The sequence below is a fragment of the Diaphorobacter sp. C33 genome (genome assembly GCF_030503915.1).
GTDB lineage: Bacteria > Pseudomonadota > Gammaproteobacteria > Burkholderiales > Burkholderiaceae_C > Diaphorobacter > Diaphorobacter nitroreducens.
The window spans coordinates 2,369,227-2,387,185 of the sequence record NZ_CP129980.1 but is presented as its reverse complement, the minus strand read 5'-3'; the positions used below and the strand labels follow the sequence as shown (position 1 = coordinate 2,387,185).

Genomic DNA, 17,959 nt, shown 5'->3' with positions numbered 1-17,959 from the left:
TGTAGCCAGCTTACGCCATGCCCGATTCCGTTTCCCGTCCGGCCACCCTGGGCGCTGCAGCGGGCGCCATGCCCGCTCGCCAGCGCCTGGGGCGATTCGAGTTGCAGCACGTGCTGGGCCGGGGCGCGCAGGCGACCGTGTGGCTGGCGCGGGACACGCGCCTGCACCGCGAGGTCGCGGTCAAGTGGCTGGCCGACGGCGGCGACGCGCAGGCGCAAGAGCAGTGGCTGCGCGAGGCGCGCCATGTGGGCCGGCTGTCGCACCCGCGCATCGTGCCGGTGTTCGAGGCCGACGTGCACGAAGGCCAGCCCTACCTGGTGTTCGAATATGTGCCGGGCTGCACGCTGGCCGAGCATCTGGCGCATCAGGGCCGCTGTGCGGTGCACGACGCGGTGGAGCTGATGGTGGACGTGCTCGAAGGACTGCAGGCGGCGCATGAGGCCGGCATCGTGCACTGCGACCTGAAGCCGTCGAACGTGATGGTGGATGCCCAGCGCCATGCGCGGATCATGGATTTCGGTATCGCCGCGGCCATGGCCAGCCCTGCGGGCGGCCCCATTGCGCGCGGCACGCCGGCCTACATGGCGCCAGAAGCGGTGGCGGGCGCGGCGCCCGCGCCCGCATCGGACATCTACGCTGCTGCGCTGGTGCTCGTGGAACTGCTCACCGGCAGGCGTTTGATTACTGAGCGCGATCCGGCGCAGGCGCTCGCGCATGTCGCCCGGCACGCGCCGCAGCTGCCCGACGATCTGGGGGCGGGTGTGGACGATGGCCTGCGCTCCATCCTGCGCCGGGCCCTGGCGCGCGACCCTGCCGAGCGCTACGCCAGCGCGCAGGAGATGTGCGATGCCTTGCGTGCCTGGGCGGCGCCGGTGAGCGCCCCTACCGCGGCAAGCAATGCCGCGCTGGACTTCCTGCTGCGGCGCATGCGCCACAAGAGTGACTTTCCGGCGCTGTCCGATTCGGTGGCGCGCATCCAGCGCATGACCCACTCGGAGGACGACAGCATTGCCGATCTGACCAACGAGATCCTCAAGAGCGTTGCCCTCACCAACAAGCTGCTGCGATTGGTCAACAGCGCCCCCTTTTCCCACCTGGGGGGCGGCATCGGCACGGTCTCGCGTGCGGTGAGTCTGGTGGGCTTCAATGCAGTGCGCAACATGGCGCTGTCGCTGGTGCTGCTGGAGCACATGCAGGACCGGGGGCATGCCAAGCAGATGCGCGAGGAATTCTTGCGCACCATGATGGCCGGCGCCGTGGCGGCGCAGTTGTGTGGGCCGAGCGACCAGCGTGAGGAAGCCTTTCTCGGCGCGATGTTCCAGGGCCTGGGGCGCATGCTGTGCTCGTTTTATTTCCCGGAGGAGGCGGCCCAGATCCGCGCGCTGGTGGCCTCTGACCGGCCGTCGGGGGGCGATGAGGCCGCGGCTTTGCAGGTGCTGGGACTGAGCCTGGAAGATCTGGGTGTCGGCGTGGCGCGTGTGTGGAGCCTGCCCGATTCCCTGCAGCGCTGCATACGGCCACCGCAGGGGCGGCCGCCGCAGCGCCCGCCCGAGGGCGTGGAGCGGTTGCGCTGGGTGGGACGTGCCGCGAACGAGGCGGCCACCATCATGCTGCTGCATGAGCCGGAACCCGCGGGCGCCCGCCTGCAGCAGCTGGCGGCGCACTATGCGGTCGCTTTCTCGATGACGCAGCAGGAGTTCGTCAAGGCCACGGTGCTGGCACGCGAGCAGCTCATCGCCATGGCCGACGCCCTGGACTTGCGCGTGGACAAGGGCTCGCCCGCGGCGCGCCTGCTGGCTCCGCCCACCGCCCTGGATGCGCCGCCGGTATTGGCCGACCCGGCCACGGGCCATGAGCTGCATTACGACGCCCTGCAGACCCTGCCCCTGACGCTGGCGCAGTCCACTGATGCGGCGCCTTCCGCCAGCCAGGCGGCCGAGGTGCTGGCCGCTGGCATCCAGGAGGTCAGCAACGCCATGGTGGAGGACTTCCGCCTCAATGACATCGTGCGCATGGTGCTGGAAACCATGCTGCGTGCCCTGGGCGCGCGGCGCATCGTGTTCTGCCTGCGCGAGGTCAAGACCGAGCGCATGACCGGGCGTTTCGGACTGGGCGAAGGCAGCGCAGACGCCGTGCGCGCCCTGGCCGTGCCCCTGAAGGGCGCGGATGACCTGTTTGCCGCCGTGTGCCAGCGGGGCGCCGATACCCTGATTGCCGACGCCACCGAGGAGCGTGTGCGAGCGCGTCTGCCGGCATGGTTCCTCGGCAGCTTCGATGCCACCAGCTTTCTGCTGCTGCCGCTGTCGATCAAGCAGCGTCCCTTTGCGCTGATCTATGCCGATCATGAGCGCCCTGGCGGCCTGGTGGTGGACGACAAGGTGCAGGGGCAGCTGCGCACGCTGCGCAACCAGTTGGTGCTGGCGTTTCGCCAGGCCGACTGATGCCTAGTCCTGGAATCACGCAAGGGGGCTTGGTCTGGCGCCCGATAATCGCGCCCCATGGCCGCCGCTTTCGACAAACCTTCCCTGCCGCAACGCCTCCTGCCGCTGCTGCGCGGCTTTGACTGGCCGCTCATCGCGCTGCTGCTGGCGCTGTCTTCCATCGGCCTGGTGGCCATGTATTCGTCGGGTTTCGATCATGGCACGCGCTTTTACGACCATGGCCGCAACATGCTGCTGGCCGCGGGCATCCTGTTCGTGGTGGCCCAGGTGCCGCCGCAGCGGCTGATGATGCTGGCCGTGCCGTTGTACACGCTGGGCGTGGCGCTGCTGGTGGGCGTGGCGCTGTTCGGCATCACCAAGAAGGGGGCGCAGCGCTGGATCAACGTGGGTGTGGTGATCCAGCCCAGCGAGCTGCTGAAGATCGCCACCCCGCTGATGCTGGCCTGGTGGTTCCAGAAGCGCGAGGGCCAGCTGCGTGCGCTGGACTTCGTGGTGGCGGGGGCGCTGCTCATGGTGCCCGTGGGCCTGATCATGAAACAGCCTGACCTGGGCACCTCGCTGCTGGTGATGGCCGCGGGGCTGTCGGTGATTTTCTTTGCGGGCCTGCCTTGGAAGCTGGTGGTGCCGCCGGTGCTGCTGGGCGCGGTGGGCATTGCGCTCATCGTCTGGTTCGAGCCGCAACTGTGCGCCGAGGGCGTGCGCTGGCCGGTGCTGCACGACTATCAGCAACAGCGCATCTGCACGTTACTGGACCCCACGCGCGATCCGCTGGGCAAGGGCTTTCACATCATCCAGGGCATGATCGCCATCGGCTCGGGCGGCGTGTGGGGCAAGGGGTTCATGGCCGGCACGCAGACGCACCTGGAGTTCATCCCCGAGCGCACGACCGACTTCATCTTCGCCGCGTTCTCCGAGGAGTTCGGCCTGGTGGGCAACCTCACCCTGATCGTCTGCTTTGTGCTGCTGGTCTGGCGCGGGCTAGCGATTGCGGCCAACGCCAATACGCTGTTCGGGCGCCTCATGGCGAGTGCCGTGGCGATGATCTTCTTCACCTATGCCTTCGTGAACATGGGCATGGTCAGCGGCATCCTGCCCGTGGTGGGGGTGCCGCTGCCGTTCGTCAGCTACGGCGGCACGGCCATGGTCACGCTGGGGCTTGCGCTGGGGGTGCTGATGTCGGTGGCACGCGCACAGCACCAGCCCGAGCAGGGGCCGCCGCGGGCGCGGTAGCGAGGCTGCGGAGGGAACCTGCGTGCACGCAGGGTCTAGGGCGCCTGCCTACAATCGGCCGATGATTTCCCGCGAACCCACCATCGAACGCCTGGGCCTGGCCCGTGAGCTGCTGCTCACCCCCTTCGGCCTGGACGAGTCCCACCTCTCCCGCGCCCTGGCGGAGATCCGCGCGCACCGCGTGGACGACGCCGACCTGTACTTCCAGTACACGCGCAGCGAAGGCTGGAGCCTGGAAGAGGGCATCGTCAAGACGGGCTCGTTCTCCATCGACCAGGGCGTGGGCGTGCGCGCGGTGAGCGGCGAGAAGACGGCCTTCGCCTACTCGGATGATATTTCCGAGGCCTCGCTGCTCGACGCGGCCCGTACCGTACGGTCCATTTCGGTTGCGGATAAGGTGGGACGTGCGCGAGTAGCTTCCAAAAAGATAGCAAACAGCCGTTCGCTGTACCCGCACATCGACCCCATCGCCTCGATGGACAGCACCGACAAGGTGCGCCTGCTGGAGCGCGCCGAGCAATGTGCCCGCGCCAAGGACCCGCGCGTGGTGCAGGTCATGGCGGGCCTGGCCAGCGAGTACGACGTGGTGCTGGTGGCGCGTGCCGATGGGCTGATGGCCGCCGATGTGCGCCCGCTGGTGCGCCTGTCGATCACCGTCATCGCCGAACAGAACGGCCGCCGCGAGGTGGGCTCGGCCGGCGGGGGCGGGCGCTTCGGTCTGGCCTATTTCACCGACGAGCAGATCGGGCAGTATGTCCATGAAGCCGTGAATGCTGCGTTGGTCAACCTCGAGTCGCGCCCTGCGCCCGCGGGCGAGATGACCGTGGTGCTGGGCCCCGGTTGGCCCGGTGTGCTGCTGCACGAGGCCGTGGGCCACGGGCTGGAGGGCGACTTCAACCGCAAGGGGTCGAGTGCCTTCAGCGGCCGCATCGGGCAGCGCGTGGCGGCCAAGGGCGTCACCGTGCTGGACGATGGCACGCTGGCCGACCGCCGCGGCTCGCTCAACGTGGACGATGAGGGCCACGCCACGCAGCGCAACGTGCTCATCGAGGACGGCATATTGAAGGGCTACATCCAGGACGCGATGAATGCGCGCCTCATGGGTGTCAAGCCCACGGGCAACGGCCGGCGCGAGAGCTATGCCCACATCCCCATGCCGCGCATGACCAATACCTACATGCTGGGCGGCGACAAGGACCCGCAGGAAATCGTCGCCAGCATCAAGAAGGGCCTGTACGCCACCAACTTCGGCGGCGGACAGGTGGACATCACCAGCGGCAAGTTCGTGTTCTCCGCGAGCGAGGCCTACTGGGTGGAAAACGGCAAGATCCAGTACCCCGTGAAGGGCGCGACCATCGTCGGCAGCGGCCCGGAGTCGCTCAAGAAGGTGACCATGATCGGCAACGACATGCGCCTGGACAGCGGTGTGGGCACCTGCGGCAAGGAGGGTCAGAGCGTGCCTGTGGGAGTGGGCCAACCCACCATGCGCATCGATGGCCTGACGGTGGGCGGCACGGCCTGAGCGCCGCGGCCGGTTGTGTGCCATGCCCGTGCCACTCTCCAGCCGCCCGCAGACTTTCACCGATCCGGACCGTAACCCGCACGGCGGAGAGGCGGACGAGGACGCGCGTGCGCTGCGCGACAGCCTGGGCGAGCTGGCCCAGCATATCGAGGCCGCCACGCGCGCGCGCCGGGGGCAGTTGGGGCCCGAGGCCGTGCGGCGCAGCGCCGAGGCGCTGGCGCATTGCGCAAGGCGCCACCAGTTGCACCTCACAGGGCTGGGGTCGGCCTGGCATGCGCTGTATGAATTCGGTGTCTACCAGCGCGCGTTGCGCGAATTGCGCGATGCCCTGGCGCAATGGCAGCAGGCCTTGCAGCAGCGTAGCCCCTCTGAGGCCGAGCGCTTCAGTACTTTTGAGCGGCAGGCGTGGCGCACGCTGGGAGAGGCGCGGCTGGTGCTCGACATCTATATGCAGGGCGACCCCTGCATGGAGCGATCGGCGCCCGACACCCGGCCTGCCGCGGAGCGCCCACCGCGTGCGCCACTGCTGGCGCGCCTGCGCCGGTGGTGGTTCGAGGGACGGCATCCGTAAGCGGTTGTAGCGCGACGGCAACATGGTGCCTATGTTGCGGTGCCGCAATACGTGCTACATTGGTTCGCATGTCAGTTCACAGCGCGTTTTACTTTTACTTTTGGTTCTCTGTCCCTGGCGGATGAGAGGTACGCGCGCACCCAGACTGAGCCCCCTTCTCTAAGAAACCGCCGAAGCTGAAAAGCCCGGCGGTTTTTTGTTATCTGTTCTCCGTTTTCCATCTTCACCCCCCCACACACCCGAGAGGAAGCACCCATGAACGCCCATGTCTCCAGCAGCGATGCCTGGTATCCCAACGTCGAGAAAACCAGCGAGACCGACGACCAACGCATCAAGGACATCACCGTGCTTCCTCCTCCAGACCACCTGATTCGCTTTTTCCCGATCCGCGGGTCGGAGGTGGAGTCGCTGATTGCCAACACACGCCGCAGCATCCAGCGCATCATGAGCGGCGAGGACGACCGGCTGCTCGTCATCATCGGCCCCTGTTCGATCCACGACCCGCACGCCGCGGTGGACTATGCGCGCAAGCTCAAGGCCGTGCGTGAGCAGTACAAGGACCAGCTGGAAGTGGTGATGCGCGTGTACTTCGAGAAGCCCCGCACCACCGTGGGCTGGAAGGGCCTGATCAACGACCCCTACCTGGACGGCAGCTACCGCATCGACGAGGGCCTGCGCATCGCTCGCCAGCTGCTCATCGACATCAACCGCCTGGGCGTGCCGGCGGGCAGCGAGTTCCTGGACGTGATCTCGCCCCAGTACATCGGCGACCTGATCAGCTGGGGCGCCATCGGCGCGCGCACCACCGAAAGCCAGGTACACCGCGAGCTGGCCTCCGGCATTTCGGCCCCCATCGGCTTCAAGAACGGCACCGACGGCAACATCCGCATCGCCACCGATGCCATCCAGTCCGCCAGCCGCGGCCACCACTTCCTGTCGGTGCACAAGAACGGCCAGGTGGCCATCGTGCATACCGCGGGCAACAAGGATTGCCACGTGATCCTGCGCGGCGGCAAGGCGCCCAACTACGACGCCGCCAGCGTTGCCGCGGCTTGCAAGGACCTGGAGGCCGCCGGCCTGCCGGCGTCGCTGATGGTGGACTGCAGCCATGCCAACAGCAGCAAGCAGCATGAGAAGCAGCGCGATGTGGCGCGCGACATCGCCGCGCAGATCGCAGGCGGCTCGCGCAGCGTGTTCGGCGTGATGGTGGAAAGCCACCTGCAGCCCGGAGCGCAGAAGTTCACGCCGGGCAAGGACGATGCCACGACGCTGGAATACGGCAAGAGCATCACCGATGCCTGCTTGGGCTGGGACGACTCCGTTGCCTGCCTGGCCGAGCTGGCGGCCGCCGTGCAAGCGCGGCGCGCGCGTTGAAGCGGGCGCGGTGTAAGCTCGCGGCACGGGAATGGCGCGGCCGCGCCGTCCCGTTCACCCGTCAACACTATTCCCTCAAGAGGCGAGACAGCTCATGCACAGCGAAGTATTAGTCACCCTGAGCCCCGATCAGGAATTCCGTCTGGACGCGCAGGGGGGACAGCCCCTGTCGCACGAGGACGCGCGCCGCTGGCTGGACGATGAATTTCTACGCCTGGAATGCGAGCCGCTGCGCGCCAGCGGCAAGGTGCTGCTGGCCGACAAGGTGCTGACCGTGGCCCGCGCCGCGGGGGCGACGCTGCTGGCCGATCCTGCATGGTCCGGCCAGTTTGCCCGCGCCACCGTCGCTGCGCTTGCCAGGCCCGTCGTGCGCGTGGACGTGCCGGGCATGGCTGTCAGTTTCTAAGTCTCAAGCCAAAAAGGCTGCTAGCGCTTATTAATCAAGCGCTAGCAGCTATTGTTTTGATAGTTCTGCGAGCAGTTGGGCGTGCACTCCGCCAAAGCTGCCGTTGCTCATGCAGACGATGTGGTCGCCCGGCTGCACCGCTGCGCGGATCTGGCCCACCAGCGTGGGCAGGTCGCCCGCCGTCTGCGCGCGCGCACCCATAGGGGCCAGCGCCGCAGCGGCGTCCCAGTCCAGGCCGGCGGTATGGCAGAAGGCCAGGTCGGCCGGCTCCAGCGCCCAGGGCAACTGCGCCTTCATGGTGCCCAGCTTCATGGTGTTGCTGCGCGGCTCGAACACCGCCAGGATGCGCCCGCGGCCTTCGCCCTTGGGGCCCACGCGCCGGCGCAGTCCGTCCAGCGTGGTGCGCAGCGCCGTGGGATGGTGCGCAAAGTCGTCATAGACAGCGATGCCCCGTACCGTGCCGCGCAGCTCCATGCGGCGCTTGACGTTCTCGAAGCGCGCCAGTGCCTCGGCCGCCTGGGCAGGCGTCACGCCCACATGCTCGGCGGCCGCGATGGCAGCGAGGGCATTGAGCTGGTTGTGCACGCCCGTCAGCGTCCACTGCACGCGTGCCACTGTGCGGCCCCGCTGCAGCACCTCGAAATCGTGCGGCTCGCCTTGCGCGCCGAAGTCGCTCACCGCGGTGCCAAAGTTGGCCACGCCGCTCCAGCAGCCGGCGTGCAGTACGCGTGCCAGGCTCTCCTCCAGCCCATTGACCACCACGCGGCCCGAGGGCGGCACCGTGCGCACCAAGTGGTGGAACTGCCGTTCGATCTGGCCCAGGTCGTCAAAGATGTCGGCGTGATCGAACTCCAGGTTGTTCAGCACGGCGGTGCGGGGGCGGTAGTGCACGAATTTGCTGCGCTTGTCGAAGAACGCGGTGTCATATTCATCCGCCTCGATCACGAACAGCGGCGCCGTGGCGAGCGGTCCTGGCCCGGCCAGGGGCCGTACGGGTGCGCCCAGACGCGCGGATACGCCGAAGTTCATCGGCACACCGCCCACCAGGAAGCCGGGCGCCAGGCCCGCGCATTCCAGAATCCAGGCCAGCATGGACGTGGTGGTCGTCTTGCCGTGCGTGCCGGCGACGGCCAGCACATGGCGGCCCTGCAGCACATGCTCGGCCAGCCATTGCGGCCCGCTGGTGTAGGGCGCGCCCGCGTCGAGGATGGCCTCCATCAGCGGAAACTTCGGCGTGCCGTCCGCCAGCCGCGCGCGGCTGACCACGTTGCCCACCACGAACATGTCGGGCTTCAGCGCGAGCTGGTCGGCGCCATAGCCTTCGATCAACTCTATTCCCAAGGCGCGCAACTGGTCGCTCATGGGAGGGTAGACGCCGGCGTCGCAGCCGGTGACACGGTGGCCCGCCTCGCGCGCCAGCGCGGCCAGGCCGCCCATGAACGTGCCGCAGATGCCCAGGATGTGTATATGCATGGCTCCCGATTCTATGGACCTCGGTGGAACCTCCAGGATTTATGAAAAAAATGGGTCTAACGCCCGTTGATAAAGCGCGAACAGCTATCGAATAGGGAGCAAATGGCGGATGCATGGTGCATTACCCCTGCGGCGGGTGCGCCGTCACGGTTGCGTCAACGGTATTGCGGGGCATTGGGGCGACAATGGACGTCCTGCGTTCTGGACCGTGCCGCCATGCAAAACGCCCTTGCCATCGAAATCGCCAATGCCGCAGCCCGCCTGGTGGTCGAGGAGGGGCTGGAGTGGGGGGCGGCCAAGCGCCGCGCGGTCAAGGAGTTGGGGCTACCCCAGCGCACGCCGCTGCCCGACAACGACCTCGTCGAGGATGCAGTGCGGGAGTACATCGGCCTGTTTTGCGCCGATACCCAACCCTCCGAATTGCGGGCGCTGCGCGAATTGGCACTGGTGTGGATGCAACGCATGCAGGACTTCCGCCCCTACCTGGGCGGTGCGGTCTGGCACGGCACGGCCACACGGCTGTCCGACATCTACCTGGCGCTGTTCTGCGACGATCCCAAATCGGCCGAGATTGCCCTCATCGACCACCATGTGAATTACGAGCCCCGCACCGTCATGGGTTTCCGGGGCGAGCCGGTCGATGCCTTGAGTCTGAGCAGCCGATCCGCCGCGTTGCACGAAGAGATCGGCGTGCATCTGCTGATCTATGACCTGGACGACCTGCGTGGCGCGCTGCGCCCCGACGCCCGGGGGCGCGCGCCCCGGGGTGATCTGCAAGCCGTGCGCCGGTTGCTGCAGGAAATGCCTACTTCCACCCTGTCTTCATGAACGAGCCCACTCTTTCCTCTTCGGCGTCTGCCGATTCCGCAAAGGCGCCGAGCGCCCATCCGCTCCGCCGCCGCCGCTGGCTGCTGGTGGGGGCCGGTGCCCTTGCCGCCCTGGGGGGCGCGGGGCTGGCGGCCTGGCGGCTGCGGCCGGGCCCGGTGCAGGAGGGCGTGTCCGACGCCGTCTGGGGCGCGCAGTTTGAAGGCCCGGCGGGCGAAGTGCTGTCCATGGCCGCCTTGCGGGGTCGCCCCCTGCTGTTGAATTTTTGGGCCACCTGGTGCCCCCCGTGCGTGGAAGAACTGCCGCTGCTCAATGCCTTTTATGGGGAACACCGCGCCAAAGGGTGGCAGGTTGTGGGCTTGGCGATCGATCAGCCTTCCAACGTGCGCAAATTTCTAGAGCGCATGCCTCTCGATTTCCCAATCGCCTTGGGGGGGCTGGGCGGCACCGACCTGGCGCGCGGGCTGGGCAACGAAAAGGGCGGGCTGCCCTTTACCGTACTGTTTGGCGCAAATGGCAGCATTTTGAAGCGTAAAATGGGCCAACTGACGGCGCAGGATCTCCAAGGCTGGTCCACAACGTTGTGAGCGCCTGTGTTTCCTCAATGGAGATGGTGGCAATTGGGGTCGTTTCGGTGAAATAGTCCGAAATTAGGGTAAATTCGCTCCCCATTCCGTTTCTAGCCGTTGGAGCCCCCATGGATTTGCGCAAACTCAAGACCCTCATCGATCTGGTCTCCGAGTCGAATGTTTCTGAACTCGAGATCACCGAAGCCGAGGGCAAGGTCCGCATCGTGAAGAGCGGCGGGGCCGTGGTGCAGCAGTTCGTCGCCGCTCCCGTCCAAACCCCCATGGCCGCCGCGCCCGTAGCGGCCGCGCCCACCGCGCCCGTTGCTGAATTGCCTGCCCCCGCGGCGGCGGCCCCTTCTGGCCATATCGTCAAGTCGCCCATGGTGGGTACGTTCTATCGCGCGTCCAGCCCGGGCGCGAAGCCGTTTGTCGAGGTGGGCAGCAAGGTCAAGGAAGGTGACACGGTGTGCATCGTCGAAGCCATGAAGATCCTGAACGAGATCGAGGCCGACAAGTCCGGCACGGTGACCCGCATCCTGGGTGAGAACGGGCAGGCGGTGGAATACGGGCAGCCGCTGTTCGTCATCGAGTAAGCCGCGCATGAGCGCTTCAGCCCCCGCCGCATGCGCTCGTTGCGCGTGCATGGCAGCACCAGGCGCTGGCGCGGGTTTTTGTCTGCATGCGGCCTTGAGCCGCGAGGCCAACCATGTTTAAGAAGATTTTGGTCGCCAATCGCGGCGAGATTGCCCTGCGAATCCAGCGTGCCTGCCACGAACTGGGTGTGAAGGCCGTGATGGTCTATTCCGAGGCCGACCGCGACGCCAAATATGTCAAGCTGGCGGAGGAGGCTGTGTGCATCGGCCCCGCGCCCTCGCCGCTGTCCTACCTCAACATGCCTGCCATCATTTCGGCGGCCGAGGTGACGGACGCCGAGGCCATTCACCCGGGGTATGGCTTCCTGTCGGAAAACGCCGATTTCGCCGAACGGGTGGAAAAGAGCGGGTTCCAGTTCATCGGCCCGACGCCCGACTCCATCCGCATGATGGGTGACAAGGTGTCGGCCAAGCAGGCCATGATCCGCGCGGGCGTACCCTGCGTGCCGGGCTCCGATGGCGAGTTGCCGGATGATCCAGTGCAGATCCGCCGCATTGCCAAGAGCATCGGTTACCCGGTCATCATCAAGGCCGCTGGCGGTGGTGGCGGCCGTGGCATGCGAGTGGTTCACACCGAGGCGGCGCTGGTCAACGCGGTGCAGATGACCAAGGCCGAGGCGCAGGCCGCCTTTGGCAACCCGGCCGTGTACATGGAGAAATTCCTCCAGAACCCGCGCCATATAGAGATCCAGATACTGGCCGACAAGTACCGCAATGCCGTGTACTTGGGCGAGCGCGACTGCTCCATGCAGCGTCGCCACCAGAAGGTGATCGAGGAAGCGCCGGCACCGGGTATTCCGCGCAAGCTGATCGAGAAGATTGGCGAACGCTGCGTGGCCGCCTGCAAGAAGATCGGCTACCGCGGTGCGGGTACGTTCGAGTTCCTGTACGAGAACGGCGAGTTCTACTTCATCGAGATGAACACCCGCGTGCAGGTGGAGCACCCGGTGACCGAGTGGATCACGGGCGTGGACATCGTGCGCACGCAAATCATGGTGGCTGCGGGCGAAAAACTGCCGTTCACTCAGCGCCAGGTTCAGATCCATGGCCATGCGATCGAGTGCCGGGTGAACGCTGAGGATCCCTACAAGTTCATCCCGTCGCCGGGGCGCATCACGATGTGGCACGCGCCTGGCGGCCCGGGCGTGCGCGTGGACTCGCACGCCTATACGAACTACTACGTGCCGCCGAATTACGACTCCATGATCGGCAAGATCATCGTGCACGGCGATACGCGCGAGCAAGCCCTGGCGCGCATGCGCACGGCACTGTCGGAAACGGTGATCGAAGGCATCAATACCAACGTGGCGCTGCACCGCGAACTCATGGTGGACGCCAAGTTCGTAGCGGGCGGCACCAACATCCACTACCTGGAGGAGTGGCTGTCGCAGCGCCAGCGCTGATCGTCAGCACTTCTGACCTGCCCGCTGGCATCCGGAAACGGATGCCAGCTTTTTTTCATGGATCGCGTGCAAGGAGGTTGATCCCATGTTCGAGCTGAACCTGTTGTGTCCCGAGGAACGGGTGGAGACCGTGAGCGACGCGCTCGATGCGCTGGAAGCCTTGAGCGTTTCGGTGGAAGATGCCGACGCGCACACCGATGCCGAGCAGGCGCTTTTTGGAGAACCTGGCATGCCGGCCCCGCGTGAGGGTTGGCAGCGTAGCCGCATCACTGCCCTGTTTCCTACGCAAGAGGCGGCCGAGGAGGCGCGGCAACTGTTGCAGGCCCAGGATTTCTTCGAGGGCTGCATCGTGCAGGGGGTGAGTGTGGTGCAGGAGCAGGACTGGGTCCGGCTCACGCAATCCCAGTTCGCGCCGGTGGACATCACGCCCGATTTCTGGATCGTGCCGACGTGGCACGAGATGCCCGCGGCTGCGCGCCGTAGCATCCGCCTGGATCCAGGGCTGGCCTTTGGCACGGGAACCCACCCAACCACGCGCATGTGCCTGCGCTGGATTGCCAAACATGGCGACGCGGCCGGGCAGGCGCTGGGGCGCGTGCTCGACTATGGCTGCGGCTCCGGCATCCTGGCGATCGGCGCCGCGAAATTTGGCGCCACAGAGATCGACGCGGTGGACATTGACGCGGCAGCCGTGGAATCCACGCGACAAAATGCGCAAGCCAACGGCGTGCAGGTGAACGCGGGTCTGCCCGAGCGGGCGCAAGGGCAATACCAGACCGTGTTGGCGAATATTCTGGCGACGCCGCTCAAGGTGCTGGCGCCCTTGCTCAGCGGCCATGTTGCGCAGGGCGGGCACCTTGTGCTGGCCGGCATCCTGGAGCGGCAGGCGGAGGAGCTGCAGGAGGCCTATGCGCCGTGGCTGCAGTTGCAGGTGTCGGACCGTGAGGATGGCTGGATCCTGATGACCGCGCGTCGCTAACCGCGCGTCGCTGACCGCGCGGGCTGCGCGGGGCCGTAGAGGGGCCCCTACAATCCACAGCCGATGAGCCAGATCACCCGCTGCCCCCACTGCTCCACCACCTTTCGGGTGGTTGCCGATCAGCTGCGGATATCGGAAGGCTGGGTGCGATGCGGGCACTGCAAGGAAGTGTTCGATGCATCGCAGCACTTGCAGGTGCAGGAGGCGGAGCCGTTGCTTTCCGACCTGCTTCTGGATGCGCTCAAGCCTCCGCCACAGCCCGTCGGTAAAGCCTCGGAAGGCATTCAGGTCTGGGGCAGTGCGCGGCATGTGGAGGCTCCAACATCGCTTGCGCCGGACCCGGTGATGTCTGCAGCGGCCGCGTGTGCACCGCAGGAAGTGGTTCCCGCGGTGGATGAAGGCCTGCGTACGGAAAGCGAAACTCCACCATGGGTTCCCCCACCGCCCCCGGTCCCCGCCTTTCTGCTGGCGAATCCTGAGGGCGCAGCGCCTGCGAAGACGCCGAAAGCAATGGCTGCGCCCCCGGTGGATGCCGATGCGGCGCCCCTGTCTCCAGCCGCGCGCGATATTCCCGCCCCGCCAGTCCATACGCTCCCGCAGGGTTACGAGTTACCGGCGGCGCCTCTTGAGGACGATGCGGAATCGGAGGAACCCAGCAGCCACGAATCCGCGGAAGCACCTGCCGTTCTGGTTTCACCGGTACCCACAGAGGAGGGGGCCACGTCCGCTGCGGGGAGGGCGGCGCAGGAGACCATCGAATCACCAGAGATGGCGCCCAGCCCGACTGAACCGCTGGAGTCCCTGGCGCCATCGGAGGATGCAGGCGCGCCATCGCTGGAGCGGGAAGAAGGGCGCGCCGACGACCGCACGGATTCCGTTATTGAACCTGGCTTCGTGAAGGCTGCGCGCCGCAACGCGTTCTGGCGCAGGCCCTCGGTACGTGTGGGCCTGTCCTTGGTCGGCCTGACGTTGGTGGTGGCCTTGCTTCTCCAAATCACCATCCAGGAACGGGACGACATCGCATCGCGTCATCCCGCGGCCCGCGCATGGATGGAGCGACTGTGCGCGCGCTTGCAGTGCGTGCTGCAACCTCCACGGCACATCACGGCAGTGGTCATCGACAGCTCATCGTTTCTGAAGGCGCGCCACGATCCGTCCGGGTACCAGTTGCAGATGAGCGTGAAGAATACGTCGACCCAGGCCGTTGCGATGCCGGCGCTGGAACTCACGCTGACGGATGCGCAAGACCAACCCATTGTGCGGCGCGTATTGCTGCGTGACGAACTGGGGGCCCCCTGGAATTGGCACCAGGTTTCGTGTGGAGCGGTGCACTGCCGTTGCAGGTGATCCAGGGCGCTGCGCAGGTGGCCGGCTATCGGCTGGTGGCCTTCTATCCCTGATTTTTTACTCTTGAGCTTTGACCCTATGGCTGCGCTGATTTGCGGTTCCCTGGCCTTCGACACCATCATGACGTTCGATGGGCGTTTTGCAGAGCAAATATTGCCCGAGCAACTGCATATCCTGAATGTGTCGTTTCTCGTTCCCACATTGCGCCGCGACTTTGGAGGATGCGCTGGCAATATCGCATACAGCCTCAAGCTGTTGGGAGGCAACCCGCTGCCCATGGCCATGCTGGGCGCTGATGGCGGCGAATACTTGGCGCGACTGCAGCAACTCGGCGTCGACACCCGCTTTGTCGGCCGCGTGGAGGATACATACACCGCCCAGGCGATGATCATGACCGATCGGGACAACAACCAGATCACGGCGTTCCACCCCGGTGCCATGATGCAGGCCCACCTGCACCGCATCCCGCCCGGGGCGGGTGCGCACGTGGGCATCATCGCGCCGGACGGCCGTGAGGCCATGCTGCAGCACGCGGCGCAATTCGTCGAGGCGGGCATTCCGTTCGTGTTCGATCCGGGACAGGGGTTGCCCATGTTCGATGGCGCAGACCTGCGTCGATTCATCAAGCAGGCGAGCTGGATCGCCGTCAATGACTACGAAGGCAAGATGTTGTGCGACCGTACGGGCTGGAGCCTGGCAGAGATCTCGCATCGGGTCCGCGGCCTGATCGTCACACTGGGAGCACAGGGATGTGAGATCTGGGAACAGGGTGTCAGGACGCATGTTCCCCCTGTGCAACCGGCGCAGGTGGTGGACCCCACGGGCTGCGGGGATGCCTGGCGTGGCGGTTTGCTCTACGGCCTGGAGAAGGGGTGGACCCTGGCACGTTGCGCTCAGTTGGGCAACCGGCTGGGCGCGCTCAAGATCGCGCAACGCGGCCCGCAGAATTACCAGCTGGACTTTCAACCTGACTGAGCGAGCGCCGGGATTGAAGCAGCGTTTCTGACTGCGGATTCGCCATAAAAAAACCCGGTGCAAGCACCGGGTCGTAGGCTGGACTGTCCCGTAGCCTTATGGCTTGCCACCCGTAGGGAAGGGCCATGCGGCTTGCGGGTTCAGCGTTGTTTGCGCGACAGGAGCAGGCGCTGCGGCAGGAGCCTTAGCCTTCTTCGCGGGCGCGGCTGCCTTCTTGGCGGGCGCTGCCTTCTTGGCTGCTACGGCCTTTTTGGCAGGAGCGGCTGCCTTCTTGGCGGGTGCTGCCTTCTTGGCTGCTACGGCCTTTTTGGCAGGAGCGGCTGCCTTCTTGGCGGGTGCTGCCTTCTTGGCTGCTACGGCCTTTTTGGCAGGAGCGGCTGCCTTCTTGGCGGGTGCTGCCTTCTTGGCTGCTACGGCCTTTTTGGCAGGAGCGGCTGCCTTCTTGGCGGGCGCTGCCTTCTTGGCTGCTACGGCCTTTTTGGCAGGAGCGGCTGCCTTTTTGGCGGGCGCTGCCTTCTTGGCTGCTACGGCCTTTTTGGCAGGAGCGGCTGCCTTCTTGGCGGGCGCTGCCTTCTTGGCTGCTACGGCCTTTTTGGCAGGAGCGGCTGCCTTCTTGGCGGGCGCTGCCTTCTTGGCTGCTACGGCCTTTTTGGCAGGCGCTGCAGCCTTCTTGGCTGGAGCCGTCTTCTTAGCGGGAGCTGCTTTCTTTGCAGCGGGTTTCTTCGCAGTTGCCATCATTTTCTCCTTGGGTCGATTTGCAAAGAGCACCCCACGCCTGCATTGGGCGTGGAGCGATCCATGGCGACGACTGAATATGCGTCACCACGAATGCGGAAACGCCCCAAAGCCACAGCGCCGAACGGTGCTGTGTGCGCGGAGCGTGGTTGAAAAATCATGGCCTGGTCTACGAAGATGTCAGTCCCAGGACAAGGCGCCGCCCGACTGGTACTCGATGACGCGCGTCTCGAAGAAGTTGCGTTCCTTCTTCAGATCAATCATCTCGCTCATCCAGGGGAATGGATTCTCTTCATTCGGAAAGAGCGCTTCCAGCCCGATCTGTGTGGCGCGGCGGTTCGCGATGTAGCGCAGGTAGCCCTTGAACATGGAGGCGTTCATACCCAGCACGCCACGCGGCATGGTGTCTTCGGCATAACGGTATTCCAGTTCCACTGCCTTGATGAACAGGGCCTTGATCTCGTCCTTGAACTCGGCCGTCCACAGATGTGGGTTTTCGAGCTTGAGCTGGTTGATCAGGTCGATGCCGAAGTTGCAGTGCATGGACTCGTCGCGCAGGATGTACTGGTACTGCTCGGCAGCGCCGGTCATCTTGTTCTGGCGGCCGAGTGCCAGGATTTGCGTGAAACCCACGTAGAAGAACAGACCTTCCATCAGGCAGGCAAAAACGATCAGCGACTTGAGTAGTGTCTGGTCGCTCTCGGGTGTGCCGGTCGTGAAGCGCGGATCCATGATCGCTTCGATGAAGGGGATCAGGAACTCGTCCTTGTCGCGGATGGACTGGACCTCGTTGTAGGCATTGAAAATCTCGCCTTCGTCCAAGCCCAGTGACTCCACGATGTACTGGTACGCATGGGTGTGGATGGCTTCCTCGAACGCCTGGCGCAACAGAAACTGCCGGCATTCCGGCGCCGTGATGTGGCGGTAGGTGCCTAGAACGATGTTGTTGGCGGCCAGCGAGTCGGCCGTGACGAAGAAGCCCAGGTTGCGCTTGACGATGCGCCGCTCGTCCTCGGTCAGGCCGTTCGGGTCCTTCCAGAGTGCGATGTCCCGCGTCATGTTCACTTCCTGCGGCATCCAGTGATTGGCGCAGGTGGCGAGGTATTTCTCCCACGCCCACTTGTACTTGAACGGCACCAACTGGTTGACGTCGGTCTGGCCGTTGATGATGCGTTTGTCGACCGCAGACACGCGGCGGTGTTGGGGTGCTGCAGACGCGGTAGGGGCAGTGCGCGTCGAAGTGCTGGCGACGGACTGCAACACGGGTGTTTGGAAACCGTTTGGCGGAGGCTCCACAGGGCGGTCGTTGGAGTGACTGCCGTCCAAGAGTTTTTGCGATGAGGGCTTGACTTCGTCGTCCCAGGTGAGCATAGGTTTTCCAGTGGTCGGATTATGGAAGCAGTGCTTCAAAATGAAAAGCACCGAAGCGTTGCCGGGCGTGATCTGTTGCTTCACG

General features: G+C 65.6%; 16 protein-coding genes. 13 read left to right on the top strand and 3 right to left on the bottom strand.

Features of this window, described 5'->3' with window-relative positions; all coding sequences use genetic code 11:
* Window positions 1-17 precede the first annotated feature (17 nt).
* The 6 genes from QY917_RS11305 (at window position 18) to QY917_RS11280 (ending at window position 7,544) form a co-directional block, all read left to right on the top strand.
* Complete coding sequence (locus QY917_RS11305; protein ID WP_123676140.1) at window positions 18-2,441, top strand: serine/threonine protein kinase; 2,424 nt, start codon at window positions 18-20, stop codon at window positions 2,439-2,441.
* A 57-nt stretch (window positions 2,442-2,498) separates the two neighbouring features.
* Complete coding sequence (gene rodA, locus QY917_RS11300; RefSeq protein ID WP_011806742.1) at window positions 2,499-3,671, top strand: rod shape-determining protein RodA; 1,173 nt, start codon at window positions 2,499-2,501, stop codon at window positions 3,669-3,671.
* A gap of 61 nt (window positions 3,672-3,732) precedes the next feature.
* Window positions 3,733-5,193, top strand: coding sequence for a metalloprotease TldD (tldD, locus tag QY917_RS11295; RefSeq protein WP_123676141.1), 1,461 nt, complete (start codon window positions 3,733-3,735; stop codon window positions 5,191-5,193).
* 22 nt (window positions 5,194-5,215) lie between these two features.
* Window positions 5,216-5,764 carry a hypothetical protein gene (locus tag QY917_RS11290; protein WP_123676142.1) on the top strand — a complete coding sequence of 183 codons (549 nt, stop codon included), beginning with the start codon at window positions 5,216-5,218 and terminating at the stop codon, window positions 5,762-5,764.
* Between the two features lie 255 nt (window positions 5,765-6,019).
* Window positions 6,020-7,138: a 3-deoxy-7-phosphoheptulonate synthase gene (locus tag QY917_RS11285; RefSeq protein WP_011806739.1), complete on the top strand. Its 1,119-nt coding sequence runs from the start codon at window positions 6,020-6,022 to the stop codon at window positions 7,136-7,138.
* Window positions 7,139-7,232: 94 nt separating this feature from the next.
* A complete protein-coding gene (locus QY917_RS11280; RefSeq protein WP_011806738.1) occupies window positions 7,233-7,544 on the top strand; it encodes a hypothetical protein in 312 nt (103 codons plus the stop codon).
* 48 nt (window positions 7,545-7,592) lie between these two features.
* Here QY917_RS11280 and mpl read toward each other — a convergent pair whose 3' ends face one another.
* Window positions 7,593-9,017, bottom strand: a complete 1,425-nt coding sequence (gene mpl / locus QY917_RS11275; protein WP_123676143.1) for a UDP-N-acetylmuramate:L-alanyl-gamma-D-glutamyl-meso-diaminopimelate ligase — start codon at window positions 9,015-9,017, stop codon at window positions 7,593-7,595.
* Between the two features lie 216 nt (window positions 9,018-9,233).
* Here mpl and QY917_RS11270 point away from each other — a divergent pair, with 216 nt between their 5' ends.
* From QY917_RS11270 to QY917_RS11240, 7 genes are all read left to right on the top strand, one after another.
* Complete coding sequence (locus QY917_RS11270; protein WP_103737170.1) at window positions 9,234-9,845, top strand: hypothetical protein; 612 nt, start codon at window positions 9,234-9,236, stop codon at window positions 9,843-9,845.
* The gene (locus QY917_RS11265; protein WP_123676144.1) at window positions 9,842-10,429 is read left to right on the top strand and encodes a TlpA disulfide reductase family protein; all 588 of its coding nucleotides are present in this window, start codon (window positions 9,842-9,844) and stop codon (window positions 10,427-10,429) included. The genes QY917_RS11270 and QY917_RS11265 overlap by 4 nt, the downstream gene beginning before the upstream one ends.
* Window positions 10,430-10,539: 110 nt before the next feature.
* Entirely contained in the window at window positions 10,540-11,004 is a 465-nt protein-coding gene (accB, locus tag QY917_RS11260) for an acetyl-CoA carboxylase biotin carboxyl carrier protein (protein WP_011806734.1), read from the top strand.
* A gap of 113 nt (window positions 11,005-11,117) precedes the next feature.
* Window positions 11,118-12,467, top strand: coding sequence for an acetyl-CoA carboxylase biotin carboxylase subunit (gene accC, locus QY917_RS11255; RefSeq protein WP_011806733.1), 1,350 nt, complete (start codon window positions 11,118-11,120; stop codon window positions 12,465-12,467).
* A gap of 85 nt (window positions 12,468-12,552) precedes the next feature.
* Window positions 12,553-13,446, top strand: a complete 894-nt coding sequence (gene prmA, locus QY917_RS11250) for a 50S ribosomal protein L11 methyltransferase (RefSeq protein WP_123676145.1) — start codon at window positions 12,553-12,555, stop codon at window positions 13,444-13,446.
* 63 nt (window positions 13,447-13,509) lie between these two features.
* Window positions 13,510-14,793, top strand: a complete 1,284-nt coding sequence (locus QY917_RS11245; RefSeq protein ID WP_302076890.1) for a DUF3426 domain-containing protein — start codon at window positions 13,510-13,512, stop codon at window positions 14,791-14,793.
* A 78-nt stretch (window positions 14,794-14,871) separates the two neighbouring features.
* Window positions 14,872-15,768 (top strand): carbohydrate kinase family protein, encoded by an 897-nt coding sequence (locus QY917_RS11240; protein ID WP_123676147.1) that lies wholly within the window; start codon window positions 14,872-14,874, stop codon window positions 15,766-15,768.
* A gap of 96 nt (window positions 15,769-15,864) precedes the next feature.
* Here QY917_RS11240 and QY917_RS11235 read toward each other — a convergent pair whose 3' ends face one another.
* Entirely contained in the window at window positions 15,865-16,503 is a 639-nt protein-coding gene (locus QY917_RS11235; RefSeq protein WP_302076888.1) for a histone, read from the bottom strand.
* A gap of 180 nt (window positions 16,504-16,683) precedes the next feature.
* A complete protein-coding gene (locus QY917_RS11230; protein ID WP_123676148.1) occupies window positions 16,684-17,874 on the bottom strand; it encodes a ribonucleotide-diphosphate reductase subunit beta in 1,191 nt (396 codons plus the stop codon).
* Window positions 17,875-17,959: the final 85 nt, after the last annotated feature.

Bases quoted from the DNA above. Each gene is read 5' to 3' on its own strand.
- QY917_RS11235 (WP_302076888.1), bottom strand. From the start codon at position 16,503: ATGGCAACTGCGAAGAAACCCGCTGCAAAGAAAGCAGCTCCCGCTAAG.
- prmA (WP_123676145.1), top strand. From the start codon at position 12,553: ATGTTCGAGCTGAACCTGTTGTGTCCCGAGGAACGGGTGGAGACCGTG.
- QY917_RS11230 (WP_123676148.1), bottom strand. From the start codon at position 17,874: ATGCTCACCTGGGACGACGAAGTCAAGCCCTCATCGCAAAAACTCTTG.
- QY917_RS11285 (WP_011806739.1), top strand. From the start codon at position 6,020: ATGAACGCCCATGTCTCCAGCAGCGATGCCTGGTATCCCAACGTCGAG.
- QY917_RS11265 (WP_123676144.1), top strand. From the start codon at position 9,842: ATGAACGAGCCCACTCTTTCCTCTTCGGCGTCTGCCGATTCCGCAAAG.
- accC (WP_011806733.1), top strand. From the start codon at position 11,118: ATGTTTAAGAAGATTTTGGTCGCCAATCGCGGCGAGATTGCCCTGCGA.
- accB (WP_011806734.1), top strand. From the start codon at position 10,540: ATGGATTTGCGCAAACTCAAGACCCTCATCGATCTGGTCTCCGAGTCG.
- QY917_RS11270 (WP_103737170.1), top strand. From the start codon at position 9,234: ATGCAAAACGCCCTTGCCATCGAAATCGCCAATGCCGCAGCCCGCCTG.
- tldD (WP_123676141.1), top strand. From the start codon at position 3,733: ATGATTTCCCGCGAACCCACCATCGAACGCCTGGGCCTGGCCCGTGAG.
- mpl (WP_123676143.1), bottom strand. From the start codon at position 9,017: ATGCATATACACATCCTGGGCATCTGCGGCACGTTCATGGGCGGCCTG.
- rodA (WP_011806742.1), top strand. From the start codon at position 2,499: ATGGCCGCCGCTTTCGACAAACCTTCCCTGCCGCAACGCCTCCTGCCG.
- QY917_RS11290 (WP_123676142.1), top strand. From the start codon at position 5,216: ATGCCCGTGCCACTCTCCAGCCGCCCGCAGACTTTCACCGATCCGGAC.
- QY917_RS11245 (WP_302076890.1), top strand. From the start codon at position 13,510: ATGAGCCAGATCACCCGCTGCCCCCACTGCTCCACCACCTTTCGGGTG.
- QY917_RS11280 (WP_011806738.1), top strand. From the start codon at position 7,233: ATGCACAGCGAAGTATTAGTCACCCTGAGCCCCGATCAGGAATTCCGT.
- QY917_RS11305 (WP_123676140.1), top strand. From the start codon at position 18: ATGCCCGATTCCGTTTCCCGTCCGGCCACCCTGGGCGCTGCAGCGGGC.
- QY917_RS11240 (WP_123676147.1), top strand. From the start codon at position 14,872: ATGGCTGCGCTGATTTGCGGTTCCCTGGCCTTCGACACCATCATGACG.